Genomic DNA, 16,618 nt, shown 5'->3' with positions numbered 1-16,618 from the left:
CCGCAAGCCCTGCGCCGGATTCGGATCATCCGCACGATTCCTAGCGTTGAAGCATGGACACTTCAACAGACACCCTTGTCGCCCGGGTCGAGGGCCTCGGCAAATCGTATGGGTCGATTCAGAACCGCGTCGCCGCACTGCGCGACGTCACGCTCGGCATCCGACGCGGTGAATTCACCGCCATCATGGGCCCGAGCGGCTCGGGTAAATCGACGCTCATGCACATCATGGCCGGCCTCGATTCGGTATCGTCCGGTCGCGTGTGGCTGGGCGACACGGAGATCACGAGCCTCGCGGATGACGCCCTCACGATTCTGAGGCGGCGTCGCGTCGGGTTCGTGTTCCAGTCGTTCAACCTCGTGCCGACGCTCGACATCGAGGACAACATCCTGCTTCCCTTCGAACTCGACGGACGCCGGCCGAGCGACGCCGAACGCCAATGGATCGACCAGCTCGTTGCCTCGCTCGGCCTCGGCGCTCGGCTGAGACACCGCCCGCACGAGCTGTCCGGCGGACAGCAGCAGCGCGTCGCCATCGCCCGCGCGCTCGCCACCCGCCCCGACTTGGTCTTCGCGGACGAGCCGACCGGCAACCTGGACTCGCGCACCAGCCGCGAGGTGCTGACGCTGCTCGCGACCGCGAGCCGCGAATACGGGCAGAGCATCGCGATGGTCACCCACGACCCGATCGCCGCCAGCTACGCCGACCGCATCGTGTTCCTCGCCGACGGCGCCGTCGTGCGCGACCTCGGAAAGTCGACGCCCGAGGAGATCTCCGGCCTCATGCTGGGCATGGAGCGAGCGGCATGAACCGGCTCAGCCTGCGCGAACACGGCCCCAGCGTTCTCGTCGCGGCGTTGAGCGCCGCCTTCGGGGTCTCGGTGCTGCAGTTCGTCGGCGTCATCAGCCAGATCGTCGCCGCCGACAGCGTCACGGGCAGCAGCGACACCGTGGCTGTGTTCTTGGGCATCGTCGCTCTCGTGTTCATCGTCATCGCCGTGTACGTCGGGGCGATCGTCACGTCGAACACGTTCGCCACGATCATTGCGGGGCGCACCCGCACCATCGCGCTGCTGCGGCTGATCGGATCGAGCGCCAGGTCGCAGCGGCGTGCCGTCGCCCGCGAGGGACTCGCGGTCGGGGTGGCCGGGGCGGTTATCGGCACCGGGGTGGGCACCGCGATCACCGTCGCCACCGTCGCCATTGGCACGGTGTCGGGGTTCATGCCCGGTGACGTCGCGTACTCGTACCTGTCGCCGGTGCTGCTGCTGCCCGTGGTCGCCGTCGTCCTCACGACGTGGATCGCGTCCTGGGTCGGTTCCCGGCGCGTGCTCGTGGTCTCGCCGATGCAGGCCACCGGTGCGGCGCACGAGCAGAGTGTCGCCGAGACATCCGCATCGAAGGCGCGCACCGTCACGGCGACCGTGCTCTTCGTCACCGGCACCGTCATCCTCGGCCTCGCCGTCGTTATGGGTCTGGTCACGCCGCTCGCCGTGCTCGTGGGCATCGTCGGCGGACTGCTCTCGTTCACCGGTCTCGTCGTCGGCGCCCACCTGGTGATGCCGTTCGCACTGAGACTGGTCGGCAGGCTGCTCGGCTCGAGCGCACCGGCCCGACTGGCGGCCGAGAATGCGGTGCGGTACCCGGAGCGCTCGTCGCGCACCACCATCGGGCTCGTCATCGGCGTGACGCTGGTCACCATGTTCGTGGTCGCGATGCAGGGCTACCAGAACATCATCACGGCGGCCCAGCAGGAGAACCCGGAGTACTACCAGGGCATCGACGAGGCCTTCGTCACGACGATCGTGGTCTTCTCGATCCTCACCGGGTTCAGCGCCGTCATCGCGGCGGTCGGCATGGTGAACAACCTGTCGTTGAGCGTGCTCCAGCGCACGCGTGAGCTCGGACTGCTGCGGGCGCTCGGGTTCACCGGACGTCAGGTGCGCGGCATGATCACGGCCGAGAGCGCCCAGCTGACGGCGGCCTCGCTGCTGGTCGGGCTCGTGCTCGGGTTCTTCTACGGCTGGGTGGGCGCGCAGTCGATGTTCGGCAGCGTGAACGGCAGCCCGGGGTTCGTGGTGCCGGGCATGCCGCTGCCGTTCCTCGCCGGAGTGATCGTGCTGGCGGCCGTGCTCACGGTCGTGGCGTCGGTCGGCCCGTCGCGCCGGGCGACGCGCGTGACGCCGGTGGCGGCGCTGGCGCTGGACTGAGGGCGCTGCGCCCCGCCAGCCCGCGCAGCCCCTTTCCCACCCGCGCCCGGCGCGCAACCCCTTTTCGGAAATTCAGGAGCCGGTGCATCCGCTCGCCCACGGTCGCGCGGAATCCCGCGGTCGTCCGAACTGCCCACGACCGGCCTTCCTGAGTTTCCGAAGCAGCGTGGCGGCGTGCGGGAAATTCAGGAGAGTCGGTCGATGCCGTGACCCAGCGGGCTGTGTAGAGGGGCGCTTCGACGCCGCATCCTGAATATCCGAAACCCGGCGCGCGGGCCCGCGGCGGGGGAGTCCCCTACCGCGGGAGCCCCTCGAGGCGGCCGTCGATGCTGCGCACCTGGTCCCACGGGTTCGCGTCGGTGACGGGCGCGGGCGGCATTCCGAGCGGGTCTGGGCCCGCTGGCGCTTTTGGAAATTCAGGAGCCGCCGTATCCGATCGTTTTCCCTCTCCCGCATTTCCGGGAGCGAGCGTTGAGAGCGCGACCGCGATTCCTGAATTTCCGAAAGCAGGCCGACGGGCGGCGTGGCGCGGATGCTGCGGCTCGGCTCATGCCGGGAGGGCATCGGTGCAGTCCGTATCGGTGTTGCCGACGCAGCGCCGCGCGCGCGAGGGTGGGAGAACGCGCAACGGAGGGCTGTCGATGGTGTCAGGTGGTGTGGTGGTCGTGACGACCCCGAGTTTCGGGTCGTTCTCGGATGAGCCTTGGGAGACGGCGGCCGGCGAGGGCATCGACCTGCGGCGTTCCCGCGTGCCGGGGCCGTTAAGCCCGACGCAGCTGCGTGACGAGCTTGCTGACGCCGTCGGGGTGATCGTCGGCGTCGACCGCCTCGATCGGGCGACGATCGAGGCGGCGTCGAACCTGCGGGTCATCGGCAAACACGGCGTGGGCGTCGACAACATCGATCTTGCGGCCGCGGCCGAGCGGGGCATCCCGGTCGTCTGGACCCCCGGGGCCAACTCGTCGGCCGTCGCCGATATGGCGATGGCGTTGCTTCTGGCCGGCTCACGGCAGCTGGTCGCGGCCGACGCCTCGCTGCGGCGCGGCGAGTGGGAGGTGTTCTCGGGTATGGCGCTCGAGGGTGCGAGCGTCGGGGTCGTCGGTTTCGGCAACATCGGCCAGGCGGTCGCCAGGCGGCTGGCCGGGTTCGATGCCGACGTCGTAGCCTACGACCCGTTCCAGCCTGGTGAGGCCTTCGCGGCGCTCGGTACCCGACGGGCAACGCTGGCGCACCTGATCGAGCAGAGCGACATCATCACCCTGCACCTACCGTTCACGCCCGAAGACGGCCCGCTACTGGGTGCCGCCGAGTTCGCCGCTGCCCGTCGCGGTGTGGGGATCGTGAATACCGCGCGGGGCGGTCTCATCGACGACATCGCGCTGGCCGCGGCGTTGACCTCGGGGCAGGTCGGCTTCGCGGCGCTCGACGCCTTCGCCGCCGAGCCGCTCGCCGCCGATTCACCGTTGCGCGCGGCGCCGCGGACAATCCTGACCCCGCACGCCGCGGCCTTCACCGAGCTCGCAAACGCGAGGGCTGGCAACGCCGTTGTGCGCGATGTGGCCAGGGTGCTGCGGGGCGAAGCGCCCCTGGACCCCGTGACGTTCAGTCGGTGATCACCGAGGCGAGGAAGAGTGCGGGCAGGGCCACCGCGACGGTGATGACGAAGAACGGGGCGTTGCGCCAGGCGAGCGTGAGCCCGTCCAGGCCGAATCGCGCACTCACGTGCATCAGGATGCCCGACGTCGGGCCGACGGCCGCCGCCGTTCCCCAGCCGATGGTCGCGGCGAGCACGAAGAGCGTCGGGTCGGGCTCGAGCGGCATAACGACGACCGCCACGAGTGCGAGCGACACGATCGGGTGGATGCCGACGACCGCAAGTACGACCATGACGATGACCGAGGCCCAGGCGACCCAGACGCCGTAGCCGTCGACTGGCAGGAGCACGTCGATCATGGGCACGAGGGTCTGCAGACCGACCGTCAAGACGCCGGCCGCGACGAACAGGGTGGTCTCGCTGCGCAGGCCCGACAGCCCAGCGGTCGCGTGCGTGGCGAGCAGCGCGAATCCCCGCCGACCGAATGAGACGAGAACTCCGGCCAGGGCGACGACGAGCGACCCGATCAACACGACGCGGGGGATGGGGACGGCGGGCATCGAGAGGTGCACCGCGAGCACGAATACGACGAGCGCGAGCGGGATGCGCAGGATCGCCCAGGTGAGCGGGTAGCCCTGATATCGGGAACGGTCGTCGCCGAACGCCCGGTAGACGTCGACCATGCTGATCAGCAGCACGACGACGGCCACGGCGAGCCCGAGGCCGATGGTGACCGCGGCGTCGGCGCCGGGTGCGTAGGAAACGGCGGCTGCGGCAGCCACCCAGAACGGCGACCAGAAGGCGCCCGCGGCGTAGGCGCGGGTGAGCAGCATGGCGTCAGCCATGCGCAGCGGTGCGGCACGGGCGAGCCGGTCGCCCGCCATGGCCACGGCACTGATGTTGATGACGGAACCGAGGCCGTGCACGACGAGCGCGGTGCGGGTGACAGCCGCCACTCCCGAGGAACGACCACGCGGCGTTTCCCCGCCGAGGGAGAGCAGGCGCAGGAACGAGACGGCGGCGAGCATGCCGACCAGATCCTGATTGACGGACAGGAGGTCCGTCAGCGAGGGACGCCGACCGTCAGCGGCGCCCACGGCGAGAGCGGCGAGGCCGCTCACCGTCAGCGCCACCGCGATCAGTCGCGGCGCGCCCCGCACGAGCAGCAGTCCGACCGCCAGACTGAGCAGTGCCGCGACTCCCGCCCAGAGTGTCAGTGTCGGCTCCGCGATTGACGCGGCGGACAACGCGATGACAAGGCTGAGCAGCACCGCGTGGACGCGGCGCATCATTGTCTCGCGCGCACGTCAGCGCACGAGCGCGGGCCGCTTGGCGTCGAAGGTCCAGTCGTCGACGAGAAACTGCATGGCTGCCGAGTCGTCGCGTGCGCCGAGGCCGTGCTCGAGGTAGAGCGCGTGCGCCCGGTCGATAGCGGCGCGATCGAGAGTGACGCCCAGCCCGGGACCCTCGGGGAGCAGGAGGTGCCCGTCACGGATCACGGGCGCGTCGCGGGTGAGGTTCTCGCCGTCCTGCCAGATCCAGTGGGTGTCGAGTGCGGTGATCCGCCCGGGCGCCGCGGCGCCGACGTGCGCGAGCATCGCGAGCGACACGTCGAAGTGGTTGTTCGAATGGGATCCCCAGGTGAGGCCCCAGGCGTCGCAGAGCTGTGCCACGCGCACGGAACCGGCCATGGTCCAGAAGTGCGGGTCGGCAAGGGGGATGTCTACCGCGTCGGCCTTGATCGCGTGCCCGAGCTCGCGCCAGTTGGTGGCGATCATGTTGGTGGCCGTGCGCAGGCCGGTCGCCCGCCGGAACTCCGCCATCGTCTCCCGGCCCGAATAGACGCCCTCGCCGCCGCACGGGTCTTCCGCGTAGGCGAGCACGTTGCGCAGGCGTTCGCCGATGCGCACAGCCTCGCGCAGCGACCAGGCGCCGTTGGGATCGAGAGTTATGCGCGCGGTGGGGAACGCGTCTTTGAGGGTCTCCACCGCGTCCCCTTCGCGATCCGGCGCGAAGACGCCGCCCTTGAGCTTGAAGTCCTGGAACCCGTAGGCGTCCTGGGCCGCCGTGGCGAGCTTCACCACGGCGTCAGGATCGAGGGCGGGGCGACGACGCAGCGACGCCCACCCGTCGTCGTCGGCCGGCTCCTCATAGGCGAGCGTCGTTTGCCCGCCGTCGCCGATGTAGAACAGGTAGCCGAGCAGGGGAACGGCGGTGCGCTGCACGCCGTCACCGAGCAGCTCGGCGACCGGGACCCCGAGATGTTGGCCGACGAGGTCGAGCAGCGCGGATTCGAGAGCCGTCACGGCGTGCACCGTGGTGCGCAGGTCGAATGTCTGCGCGCCCCTGCCGCCGCGGTCCCGGTCGGCGAACACGACGGACGCGTCACTGAGCAGGCTGCGGTATTCGCCGATCGTTCGACCGACCATGCGTTCGCCCGCTTCGGCGATTGTGGCGCGGATGGCCTCGCCCCCGGGCGTCTCGCCGAGGCCGGTGCGGCCGGCGCTGTCGTGAACGATCACGATGTTGCGGGTGAAGAACGGCCCGTGCGCCCCGCTCAGGTTGAGGAGCATACTGTCGTGGCCGGCGACCGGCACGACCTCGACGTGCTCGATCACGGGGGAGCCGGTCATCGGGTGAGCCCCTCGATGCGGCCGTCGACGCTGCGCACCTGGTCCCACGGGTTCGCGTCGGCGAGCGGGGCGGGCAGTAGCTCGTCGGGCAGGTTCTGATACGCGACCGGCCGCAGGAAACGTTGGATGGCGAGCGTGCCGACCGAGGTGGTCTTCCCATCAGAAGTGGACGGGAACGGGCCGCCATGCACCATCGCATGGTTGACTTCGACACCCGTCGGCCAGCCGTTGTAGAGGATGCGGCCGACCTTGCGTTCCAGCACGGGAAGCAGGCGGCTCACCTCGCCGTTCTCTCCACGGCCGGCGAGGATCGTCGCTGTCAGCTGCCCCTCGATCGCCTCGGCGAGCGCCAACAGGTCGTCGATCGACCCGTACCGCACCACGAGCGACGATGCCCCGAAGACCTCGTCCTGCAGCGCGTCTTCCGAGCGCAGCCGGTCGGAGTCGGTGGCGAACACCACCGGCCCGGGAGCGTTGGGTCCGTCACCGGGGGCGCCGCTGCCGAGACGCTCGACACCGGGGACCGCGTCGAGCCGGGCGGTGCCCGATTCGAAGGCTTCGCGGATGCCACGGGTCAGCATGGTCTGGCCCGTCGCCTCGGCGACGAGGCGGCCGACGGATCGCGTGAACTCATCGCCCTCGCGCCCGGTCGGCACGAACACGAGTCCCGGATTGGTGCAGAACTGTCCCGCTCCCAGGGTGAGGGAACTGACGAAACCCGCGGCCACCTCCTCGGTGATAGCGGAGGGGAAGACGAACACCGGGTTGATGCTGCTCATCTCGGCGTACACGGGGATGGGCTCGCGGCGCTTGCGCGCGATCTCGACGAGGGCGAGTCCACCCGAGCGCGAACCGGTGAATCCGACGGCCTTGATGGCCGGGTGGGCCACGAGGGCCGCGCCGATGCTGTTGCCCGCTCCGATGAGCGACGAGTACACGCCCTCGGGCAGTCCCTGTTCGGCGACGGCGTCGGAAACGGCACCCGCGACGAGCATCGCCGTTCCGGGATGCGCGTTGTGCACCTTCACCACGACGGGGCAGCCGCCGGCCAGGGCGGAGGCGGTGTCTCCGCCGGCGTTGGAGAACGCCAGTGGGAAGTTGCTCGACCCGAAGACCGCGACGGGTCCGACACCGATCAGCCTCTGGCGGATGTCGAGGCGCGGAGCCGGCTTCCGGTCCGGCTGAGCGGGGTCGATGCGCACGCCGGTCGACGTGCCGCCGCGCAACAGCTCGGCGAACAACCTCAGTTGGCTCGTCGTCCGCGTGCGTTCGCCCTCGAGCCGAGCGGCCGGGAGACCCGATTCGAGCCGAGCCCGGTCGATGAGGGTGTCGCCGAGCGCCTCGATGTTACGCGCGATCGACTCGAGAAAATCGGCACGCTGTGCGGGCGAGGTCGCCCGGTAGACGTCGAACGCGTCGTGAGCGAGCAGCGCGGCGCGGTCGACGTCGGCCTCGTCGCCCTGCCCGAAGTCGGGTTCAACGGTCTCTCCGGTCGACGGGTCGACGGCGCGGAACGAGCCAGCCGTGCCCCGCACGCGCTCCGCCCCAATCAGCATTTCTCCCGTTATCGTCACGATGGTCCTTTCGTCGAAGTCTGTGCCGAAGGTGATGGCTGTGCCGGTGGTCGTCGCGGGCGCGACGCTACCGTGCGGGCTGGAGAGCGTTTGCGGCGGTCAGTTCGCGCAGTTCGTCGCGTTCCTCGTGCGTCAGGCCGAGCAGTGGAGGCCGCACCGGACCCCCGCGCCGGCCGACGGCGTCGAGACCGGCCTTGATGATCGACACCGCGTAGCCCTTCCGCCGGTCCCGAATGTCGAGGTAGGGGAGCACGAAATCGCGCAGTTTCGCGTAGACCGCGTCGTGCCGTTTCGCGCGCACGTCGGCGTAGAACTCGAGCGCGAACTCGGGGGCGAAGTTGAACAGTGCCGACGAGTAGGTCGTCACGCCGAGTTCGAGGTAGGGGAGCGCGAATGTCTCCGCGGTCGGCAGGCCGCCGATGTAGACGAACCGCTGGCCGAACCGCGCGTAGATGCGGGTCATGAGTTCGATATCGCCGAGCCCGTCCTTGAACCCGACGAGGTTGGGGCAGGAGTCGGCGAGCCGCGCGAGCGTCTCGACGGTGATGCGGGCGTTCGCTCGGTTGTAGAAGATTACGCCGAGGGAGGTCGAGCGGCACACCGCCTCGACGTGGGCAGCGATGCCCTCTTGCGACGCCTCTGTGAGGTAGTGAGGGAACAGCAGGATGCCCGCGGCTCCGACGCGCTCGGCGTCGCGGGCCTGCTCGATCGCGGTGCGCGTGCCCAGGCCGGCGGGGGCGATCACGGGAACGCGTCCATCGACCTCTTCGATGGCCGCCGTGAGGACGGAGGAGACCTCGGAAGCGGTGAGCGAGAAGAACTCCCCGGTTCCGCCGGCAGCGAAGAGTCCGGCCACCGGGTACTGGCTGAGCCAGGAGAGGTGCTCCCGGTAGCTGGGCTCGTCGAACTCGAGATCGTCGGTGAAGTGCGTCACGGGAAACGAGAGCAGTCCGGATCCGACGGTGTCGGCGAGTTGCTGCGGCGAGAATTCGACCACGTTGTCTTACCTCCGATAGTCCACTGCGATGTGGGCGGTGCCAGCTCTGGCTGGTTCGTGGTCAACTGTAGGAAGGCTTCATATGACTGTCCAAGAGTGATTGGGCATCAACTGATGCCTGCAGAGCATCAATCGCTCAACGGCTGCAACGTGCTGAAACGTGCGAGCGCCCCCTTCATGGCCGCGTTCGAGCTGTCGCGCCGCCAGACGGCACGCAGTTCGACGACGGGCCGGTCCCATTCGATGATGGGCCGAAGCACGACCCCGTCGATGTGGAAGGTGCCCGCCGATTCCGGCACGATCGCGGCACCGCGACCGGCACCGACGAGCGACATCATGCTGTGCACCTGGGTCAGCCGTTGCGTCGAGCGCGGCCGAACGTTAACCAGCACGCTGGCGACGAGATCGGCGAAGTACGACGCCCCCGTCGACGTGTACATGATCATGTCGAGGCCCTCGAACTCGCGAGCCGAGACGGGCGCCGTTGTCGAGCCAAGCGGATGGTCCGCAGGGACGGCCGCGACGAGAGTCTCGCGCGCGACGAGCCGCGAGTCGAATTCCGGATGATGCGGCGGCAGTCGCACGAGGGCGAGGTCGAGATCGCCCGCCAGCAGGGCCTCGAACTGGGCGTCGCTGACCAGCTCGTTGAGCACGATGTCGACCCCGGGCAGGAACGAATCGGCTTCCGCCAGCACGTGCGGCAGCACGCCGACGGCGGTCATCGCGGTGAACCCGATCGACAGTCGGCCGGCGACCCCTTCAGCGATGCGCCTCGCCGATTCCGGCGCCGTGTCGGCGATGATGAGCAGGCGGCGGGCCTCCGCGAGGAACGCGAGCCCCGCCGGGGTGAGGGACACCGACCGGTTGTTGCGGTCGAGCAGCGATACGCCGATGCTGCGCTCGAGTTTCTGGATCTGCCGGCTCAGCGGTGGTTGGGTCATCTGGAGGCGGTCCGCGGCTCGTCCGAAATGCAGTTCTTCGGCGACGGCGACGAATCCACGCACCTGCTCTAGCGAATACATGATGCCGTGAGGGTATCATCCAATGCACAATTTGGTTTAGACACGCATCCACACCTGTGCCTAGATTCGTTGCAAGCAAAGGGCACCGTCGCCCGGTGGACCGTCGTCCATGGGTGCCGCCCGACTCGCACGAATTCAAAGGAGAATGCAGTGAGATCACGCCCCATTAAGACCATCCGGCGCACGGCCTTGACCCTCTCGGCACTCGCGACCATCGGCCTCATCGCCGGCTGCAGCGGCGTGCAAAACGGCGCCTCCGGCGGCGGGAGTAGCGAGGGCGTCGATTTCCCCACCGGACCGGTGGAATTGCAGGTCGGCGCTTCTGCCGGCGGCAGCACCGATCTGCTCGCCCGAGCCCTGGCGAAGGATCTCGAGACGCCGCTGGGCGAAACGGTGACCGTGTTCAACCAGCCCGGCGCGAACGGCGCCGTCGCCGCGGGCGACGTGCTCAACAGTCCCGCCGACGGCCAGACGATGATGCTGGTCTCCGGATCTCTCATCACCATCACCCCGCTGTTCGTCGAAGAGGCGGAAGCGATCTCGCTCGACGACATCCAGATCGTCACGGGCGTCGGACGGGAGGACTACGTTCTCGTCACGAACAAGGCCAGCGGCTTCGAGACCATCGACGATGTCGCCGACGCCGGCCGCATGATCAACTACGCCACCGCGGGAGTAGGCACCGGCGGCCAGCTGTCGCAGAACCTGCTCTTCGACGACCTCGGCATCGAGGCCACCGACGTGCCGTTCGACGGCGGGGCTCCGGCCGTGACCGCCCTGTTGGGCAACCAGGTCGACGTGGCATCGGTACAGGTCCTCGAGGCGATGCCGCACATCGAGTCGGGCGACTTTGTGCCGCTGGCCATCTTCGGCGAAGAGCGCAGTGAGTTCCTCCCCGACGTTCCGACCGCGGTCGAGAGCGGGCACGACGTGGTCGTCACCCAAACCCGTTTTGTGATGGTGCCGAAGGAGACACCCGAGGAGATCGTCGACACACTCGCCGACGCATTCTCGGAGGCGTTCGACTCGGGCGACTACCAAGACTTCCTCGCCCAGAGCTTCATCACCGCGGACGAGACGGACGCCGAAGAAACGGCGGAGAACCTGCAGGAGGCGAAGGATTCGTACGAGGAGGCCGCCCGCGCCGCCGGAATCGTCGAGTAGCTTCCGCCATGGCGCTCTCGCTCCCCAGAATCGGAGGAACTCCCGTGACATCACCCGCCGACCGCGTCAGCAACGACGCCGCCGAGCCGATCGACGACGCGGAGGACTTCCTCCCCGCCGGAAGCGCGGCGAACGTCGGAGCGGCGGTCGCGCCGCTCCTGCTGGGGGTGGTGGGCGTCATCGGCTCGGTGCAGCTCGGACTCGGCGCCGTCACGGCGCCGGGCCCGGGGCTGTGGCCGTTCGCCATCTGCCTCGTCATCGTGCTGTGTTCCGCGGCGCTGCTGATCGGCGGTCGCCGGTTCTGGGACGCCGAGGCGTTCTCACGCAATTCCCTTGTTGTGGCCATAGGCCTGCTCACGCTCGTCGCCCTCGTCATCGCGCTGCCCTACGTGGGTTTCGAGATCCCGTGCGCCGTGCTCTGTTTCGTCTGGTTGCGGTTTCTGGGCGGTGAGAAGTGGTGGGTGTCGATCGTCATCTCGCTCTCGATCACCCTGGCGTTCTGGCTGATCTTCGTGCTCGCGCTCCGCATCCCGCTGCCCCGATTGTTCTGAGAGAACCCCGCCCATGGATTTCACCAACATCATCAACGGGTTCGGCGTCGTACTCGAGCCGATGAACCTGCTCTACTGCCTGATCGGCGTGTTGATCGGCATGCTGATCGGCGTGCTGCCCGGACTCGGCCCGGTCGCCACGATTTCGATCCTGCTCCCCATCACCTACTCCATCGAACCCGTTGCGGCGATCATCATGCTCGCCGGAATCTTCTATGGTGCGCAGTATGGCGGCACGATCACCTCGGTGCTGCTCAAACTCCCCGGTGAAGCGTCGAGCGTCGTCACGGTATTCGACGGGCACGCGCTCGCCCGCAAGGGCAAAGCCGGCACCGCTCTGGGCATCGCGGCTATCGGATCGTTCTTCGGCGGCACCATCTCGATCATCGGGCTCACTCTCGTGGCGCCACTCGTGGCATCCGTAGCTTTGAGCTTCGGTCCGCCCGAGTACGCGATGCTGGCCCTCCTCGGTATCCTGCTCGTCTCCACCATCGGAAACGGCGGCGGGCTCAAATCGGTCATCGCCGCGGGCGTCGGCCTGTTGCTCGCCACCGTCGGACGTGACACGTTCACGGGAGGCGAGCGCTTCACCTTCGGCAGCCTCGCCCTTGCGGACGGCATCGACTTCGTGCCGATCGCTATGGGCCTGTTCGGGCTCGGCGAGATCTTCTACAACCTCGACGCCCGACGGAACAAGCTGGACACGCCCGCCACGATCGCGAACATCTGGCCGTCCCGCGCGGAGCTCAAGGAGTCGTCGGGGGCGTTCGGGCGCGGATCGGTCATCGGGTTCTTCCTCGGCATCCTCCCGGGTGGCGGCGCCACTCTCGCCTCGCTCGTCGCCTATGCCGCCGAAAAGCGCGTGTCGAGAACGCCGGAACGTTTCGGGCGCGGGGCGCTCCAGGGCGTCGCGGGGCCGGAAACGGCGAACAACGCGGCGGCCACCTCGTCGTTCATTCCGCTCCTCACCCTCGGCATTCCGGCCAATGCCACGATGGCGATCATCTTCGGTGCGCTGTTGCTGCAAGGAATCGTGCCGGGGCCGACCCTGATCGTCGACCACCCCGACCTCTTCTGGGGCGTGGTGAACTCGATGTACATCGGCAACATCCTGCTGCTCATCCTCAGCATCCCGCTCGTCGGCGTATTCGTGAAAATCCTCCGCATCCGGCCGGCGATCCTCGCCCCGATCACCGTGCTGATCACCCTGCTCGGCGTGTACACGGTGCGCAACAGCATCTTCGACATGGTGCTCGTGATCGTGTTCGGCCTCGTCGGCTACCTGATGAAGAAGTTCGGTTTCGAGCCGGGTCCGCTCGTGCTCGCCTTCGTGCTGGGCAGTCTCATGGAGACCGCGGTGCGCCAGTCGCTGCGCATCTTCGGCGGCGACGTGAGCGGATTCGTGATGCGGCCCATCTCGGGAACCATCATCGGTGTGGTCGTGCTGCTCGTCGTGCTGATCCCGATCGCCAAGGTCATGCTCAGAAAGCGCGCGGAGAAGAAGTTCGGCGTGCACCTCAAGCCGGGGGAGAGCGTGCTCGGCGTGGCTCTCGCCAAGGAGGCGGCCGTCGACGACACCGCCCCCGTCGTCACCACGGCGGACGGGGAGAAGCGATGACGCCGGCGGCACGCATCAGCCGGGTCGAGATCACCCCCGTCGCCTTCGCCGACCCGCCGCTGCTCAACGCGGTGGGCGTGCACGAACCGTTCGCCCTGCGCGCCGTTTTGCAGCTGCACACCGATTCGGGGCTGGTCGGTCTGGGGGAGACCTACGCCGACGAGACCCACCTCGAGGCGCTCGAGGCCGTCGCCTCCGACCTGCCGGGGCTCGACGCCTTCGACACCGGCCGCATCTATGCCCTCGTCGCCGACGTGCTCTCCCGGCGGTCGGGCGCGGCGGGCGACGGCGTGGCCGGCATGATCACGGGAGCCAGCGTCGTCAACCGGGTCTTCTCGCCCTTCGAGGTGGCCTGCCTCGACATCCAGGGCAGAACGGCCGGCCGCCCGGTCGTCGACCTGCTCGGCGGGCGGGTGCGTGACCGGGTGCCCTACAGCGCCTACCTGTTCTACAAGTGGGCCGAACACCCCGGCGCCGACCCCGACGAGTGGGGCGAGGCGCGCACGCCCGACCAGCTCGTCGAGCAGGCAGCGACGATGATCGAACGGTACGGTTTCGGAGCGATCAAACTCAAGGGCGGCGTGCTGCCGCCCGACGACGAGATCGAGGCGATCCGCGCGCTGCACGCGGCGTTTCCCGGAGTGCCGCTGCGGCTCGACCCGAACGCCGCGTGGACGCCCGAGACGGGAATCCGGGTCGCGCAGGCACTCGAGGGGCTCGTGCAGTATCTCGAAGACCCGTCGCCCGGAATCCACGGGATGGCGCGAGTCGCGGCATCCGCCCCCATGCCCCTCGCCACGAATATGGCGGTCGTCGCGTTCGACCAGATCAGGGAGGCGGTCGCGGCCGACGCGGTGCAGGTGATTCTCTCCGACCACCATTTCTGGGGTGGGCTGCGCCGCTCGCAGGGCCTCGCCGCCGTCGCGGACACGTTCGGCATCGGCCTCTCGATGCACTCCAACTCGCACCTCGGCATCAGCTTGGCCGCGATGACGCATCTTGCCGCAGCCACTCCCAATCTCGACTACGCGTGCGACACGCATTGGCCGTGGAAGACGGAAGACGTGGTGAAACCGGGTCTGACCTTCATCGACGGGGCGCTAGAGGTTCCGGCCGGGCCGGGACTCGGCGTCGAACTCGATCCCGACGCCCTCGGCGCTTTGCACGAGCAGTACCTGCGCTGCGGGCTGCGCGCGCGCGACGACACGGGATACATCCGCCGGTTCGACCCGGGCTTCGTGCGCAAGCTCGGGTACTGGTAGTGGTCAGGCGCGCAGTCGCCTGGACGAGTTGACGAGGTGGGTGCGCATGGCCGCTCCCGCGGCAAGAGGGTCGGATGACTCGATGGCGTCGTGTATCGCGGCGTGCTCGGCGTAGGTGCGCGCGAACGCCCGTTCGTCGTGACCGAGCCGCGACCGCGGGATAGCCAGCATCCCTCTACCCAGCGATTCCAGCAGTTGGGGGAAGTGCCGGTTGCCCGAGGACCAAGCGACCCGCAGGTGAAAGGCGAAATCGGCGTCGACCGCCGCTGTCGGTCGTTCCGACGCGTCGGCGAACTCCGCGAGCGCTTCGCCGATCTGGGCCAGTTGTGCCGGGGAGCGGCGCAGGGCGGCGAGTCCCGCCGCCTCGACCTCGACCCCCGTGCGGAATTCGAGCAGCGCGAGTACCGCGTCGAGGTCGCCGGGCGACACCGCGCCCACCTCGAAGCCGTGCTCGTCGGGCGTCGCGAGCACGAAGCTGCCCCTGCCCTGGTAGGTGCGCACGATGCCGCTGGCCTGCAACTGCGATAGCGCCTCGCGCACGACGGTGCGGCTCACGGAGAAGCGTTCCATCAGGGCGGCCTCGGTCGGCAGTTTGGTGCCAGGACGCACGACGCCCTCCTGCACGAGCTGCAGCAGGTCACCCACCAGCTGCCGTGTCAGGTTCGGTCGCGGCGTGCTCACTCGGTGACCAGGTCGTCAGCGACGGTCCAGCCGGTGACGCGATCACTGAGCGTGAGTCCGATGCCGGCGGCGGACGGCACGATCATGCGTCCGTCGGCAATCTGGATGCGCTCGTTGAACAGCGGCTCGAGCCATTCGAAGTGCTCCACCCACGGCTGGCGCGGGTAGGTCGACGCGAGGTGAACATGCAACTCCATGGCGAAGTGCGGGGCCAGATCGAGGCCGGCCTCGTCGGCGAGGGCGAGCAGGCGCATGAACTGGGTGATGCCGCCGATGCGCGGTGCATCGGGCTGAACGATGTCGACGGAGCGGGCGTCGATGAGCTCCTTGTGCTCGCGCACACTCGTGAGCATCTCGCCCGAGGCGATCGGGGTGTCGAGGCGCGCGGCGAGGTCGGCGTGGCCGACCGCGTCGTAAGCGTCCAGCGGCTCCTCGATCCAGACCAGGTCGAACTCCTCGAGGGCTCGCCCCATGCGGATGGCCGTTGCGCGGTCCCACTGCTGGTTGGCGTCAACCATGATCGGGAAGTCGTCGCCGACGTGCTCGCGCAGGGCCTTCACTCGGGCGAGGTCGAGGGCGCCGTCGGGCTGGCCGACCTTGATCTTGATGCCGCCGAGTCCAGCCTCGATCGACCGCGTGGCGTTGTCGAGCACGCCCCCGATCGGGGTGTGCAGAAATCCGCCGGAGGTGTTGTAACACCGCACCGAGTCGTGGTGCGCACCGAGCAGCTTCGACAGCGACAGGCCGGCGCGCTTGCCTTTCAGATCCCACAGAGCGTTGTCGAGCGCGGCAATCGCCTGCGTCGCGGCACCACTCCGGCCCACCGAGGCGCCGGCCCAGACCAGCTTGGTCCAGAGCCGGGCGATGTCGTTGGGGTCTTCGCCGACGAGCACGGGTGCGACCTCGCGGGCGTGAGCGAACTGGGCGGGACCGCCGGCGCGTTTCGAGTAGCTGAAGCCGAGCCCGACGAGGCCGTGCTCGGTGGTGACCTCGGCGAACAGCATCGCCACTTCGGTCATCGGTTTCTGCCGCCCGGTCAGCACCTTCGCGTCGCTGATCGGCATGGGGAGCGGCAACATCGTGGAGCGCAAACGCACGCTGCGGATTCTGTCGACGGTCGTTGCAGTACTCACGAGACTCCTTCGGCTCGGTGGGGGTGGTGCAGTCATCGTATGAGTTTGCCAGTCATACGACAAGTGCCCTGAGTAATCTGCCGACCCGCCACCGGAGGGGAGTGCTACCCTGATTGCGTGTTGTTCGGTCTGCTTCTCCTTAGCTGCCGCGACGAGTCCTAACCTTCAGGCCTCACTCGT

General features: G+C 68.6%; 14 protein-coding genes. 7 read left to right on the top strand and 7 right to left on the bottom strand.

Annotation, left to right across the window (positions count from 1 at the left end):
- The first annotated feature begins 53 nt into the window (after positions 1 to 53).
- From IEV96_RS05360 to IEV96_RS05350, 3 genes are all read left to right on the top strand, one after another.
- Positions 54 to 809, top strand: a complete 756-nt coding sequence (locus IEV96_RS05360; RefSeq protein WP_188509629.1) for an ABC transporter ATP-binding protein — start codon at positions 54 to 56, stop codon at positions 807 to 809.
- Positions 806 to 2,209: an ABC transporter permease gene (locus tag IEV96_RS05355; RefSeq protein ID WP_188509628.1), complete on the top strand. Its 1,404-nt coding sequence runs from the start codon at positions 806 to 808 to the stop codon at positions 2,207 to 2,209. Before IEV96_RS05360 ends, IEV96_RS05355 begins: the two co-directional genes overlap by 4 nt.
- Before the next feature lie 665 nt (positions 2,210 to 2,874).
- Positions 2,875 to 3,822 (top strand): phosphoglycerate dehydrogenase, encoded by a 948-nt coding sequence (locus tag IEV96_RS05350; RefSeq protein WP_229733075.1) that lies wholly within the window; start codon positions 2,875 to 2,877, stop codon positions 3,820 to 3,822.
- Here IEV96_RS05350 and IEV96_RS05345 read toward each other — a convergent pair.
- The 5 genes from IEV96_RS05345 to IEV96_RS05325 form a co-directional block, all read right to left on the bottom strand.
- Positions 3,812 to 5,095, bottom strand: coding sequence for a hypothetical protein (locus IEV96_RS05345; RefSeq protein ID WP_188509627.1), 1,284 nt, complete (start codon positions 5,093 to 5,095; stop codon positions 3,812 to 3,814). The genes IEV96_RS05350 and IEV96_RS05345 overlap by 11 nt on opposite strands.
- A gap of 15 nt (positions 5,096 to 5,110) precedes the next feature.
- Entirely contained in the window at positions 5,111 to 6,436 is a 1,326-nt protein-coding gene (locus IEV96_RS05340; protein ID WP_188509626.1) for an enolase C-terminal domain-like protein, read from the bottom strand.
- A complete protein-coding gene (locus IEV96_RS05335; RefSeq protein WP_308419467.1) occupies positions 6,433 to 8,010 on the bottom strand; it encodes an aldehyde dehydrogenase (NADP(+)) in 1,578 nt (525 codons plus the stop codon). The genes IEV96_RS05340 and IEV96_RS05335 overlap by 4 nt, the downstream gene beginning before the upstream one ends.
- A 67-nt stretch (positions 8,011 to 8,077) precedes the next feature.
- Positions 8,078 to 9,007 carry a 5-dehydro-4-deoxyglucarate dehydratase gene (gene kdgD, locus IEV96_RS05330; RefSeq protein WP_188509625.1) on the bottom strand — a complete coding sequence of 310 codons (930 nt, stop codon included), beginning with the start codon at positions 9,005 to 9,007 and terminating at the stop codon, positions 8,078 to 8,080.
- Between the two features lie 128 nt (positions 9,008 to 9,135).
- Complete coding sequence (locus IEV96_RS05325) at positions 9,136 to 10,029, bottom strand: LysR family transcriptional regulator (RefSeq protein WP_188509624.1); 894 nt, start codon at positions 10,027 to 10,029, stop codon at positions 9,136 to 9,138.
- Positions 10,030 to 10,179: 150 nt separating this feature from the next.
- Between IEV96_RS05325 and IEV96_RS05320 the strand changes: the two genes are divergently transcribed.
- From IEV96_RS05320 to IEV96_RS05305, 4 genes are read left to right on the top strand one after another with little or no spacing between them, the layout of a single operon-like run.
- Positions 10,180 to 11,193 carry a Bug family tripartite tricarboxylate transporter substrate binding protein gene (locus IEV96_RS05320; RefSeq protein WP_188509623.1) on the top strand — a complete coding sequence of 338 codons (1,014 nt, stop codon included), beginning with the start codon at positions 10,180 to 10,182 and terminating at the stop codon, positions 11,191 to 11,193.
- A 44-nt stretch (positions 11,194 to 11,237) separates the two neighbouring features.
- Positions 11,238 to 11,744 (top strand): tripartite tricarboxylate transporter TctB family protein, encoded by a 507-nt coding sequence (locus IEV96_RS05315; protein WP_188509622.1) that lies wholly within the window; start codon positions 11,238 to 11,240, stop codon positions 11,742 to 11,744.
- A gap of 13 nt (positions 11,745 to 11,757) precedes the next feature.
- A complete protein-coding gene (locus tag IEV96_RS05310) occupies positions 11,758 to 13,362 on the top strand; it encodes a tripartite tricarboxylate transporter permease (protein WP_188509621.1) in 1,605 nt (534 codons plus the stop codon).
- On the top strand, positions 13,359 to 14,624 hold the full coding sequence (locus tag IEV96_RS05305; RefSeq protein WP_188509620.1) for a glucarate dehydratase family protein: 1,266 nt from the start codon (positions 13,359 to 13,361) through the stop codon (positions 14,622 to 14,624). The genes IEV96_RS05310 and IEV96_RS05305 overlap by 4 nt, the downstream gene beginning before the upstream one ends.
- A 3-nt stretch (positions 14,625 to 14,627) precedes the next feature.
- Here the strand turns inward: IEV96_RS05305 and IEV96_RS05300 are convergent, their stop codons facing one another.
- Positions 14,628 to 15,305 carry a FadR/GntR family transcriptional regulator gene (locus IEV96_RS05300; RefSeq protein ID WP_188509619.1) on the bottom strand — a complete coding sequence of 226 codons (678 nt, stop codon included), beginning with the start codon at positions 15,303 to 15,305 and terminating at the stop codon, positions 14,628 to 14,630.
- Positions 15,302 to 16,384 (bottom strand): L-talarate/galactarate dehydratase, encoded by a 1,083-nt coding sequence (locus IEV96_RS05295; protein WP_229733363.1) that lies wholly within the window; start codon positions 16,382 to 16,384, stop codon positions 15,302 to 15,304. The genes IEV96_RS05300 and IEV96_RS05295 overlap by 4 nt, the downstream gene beginning before the upstream one ends.
- Positions 16,385 to 16,618 lie beyond the last annotated feature (234 nt).

The organism is Conyzicola nivalis (genome assembly GCF_014639655.1).
GTDB lineage: Bacteria > Actinomycetota > Actinomycetes > Actinomycetales > Microbacteriaceae > Conyzicola > Conyzicola nivalis.
This window is presented reverse-complemented; position numbering and strand designations above follow the sequence as displayed.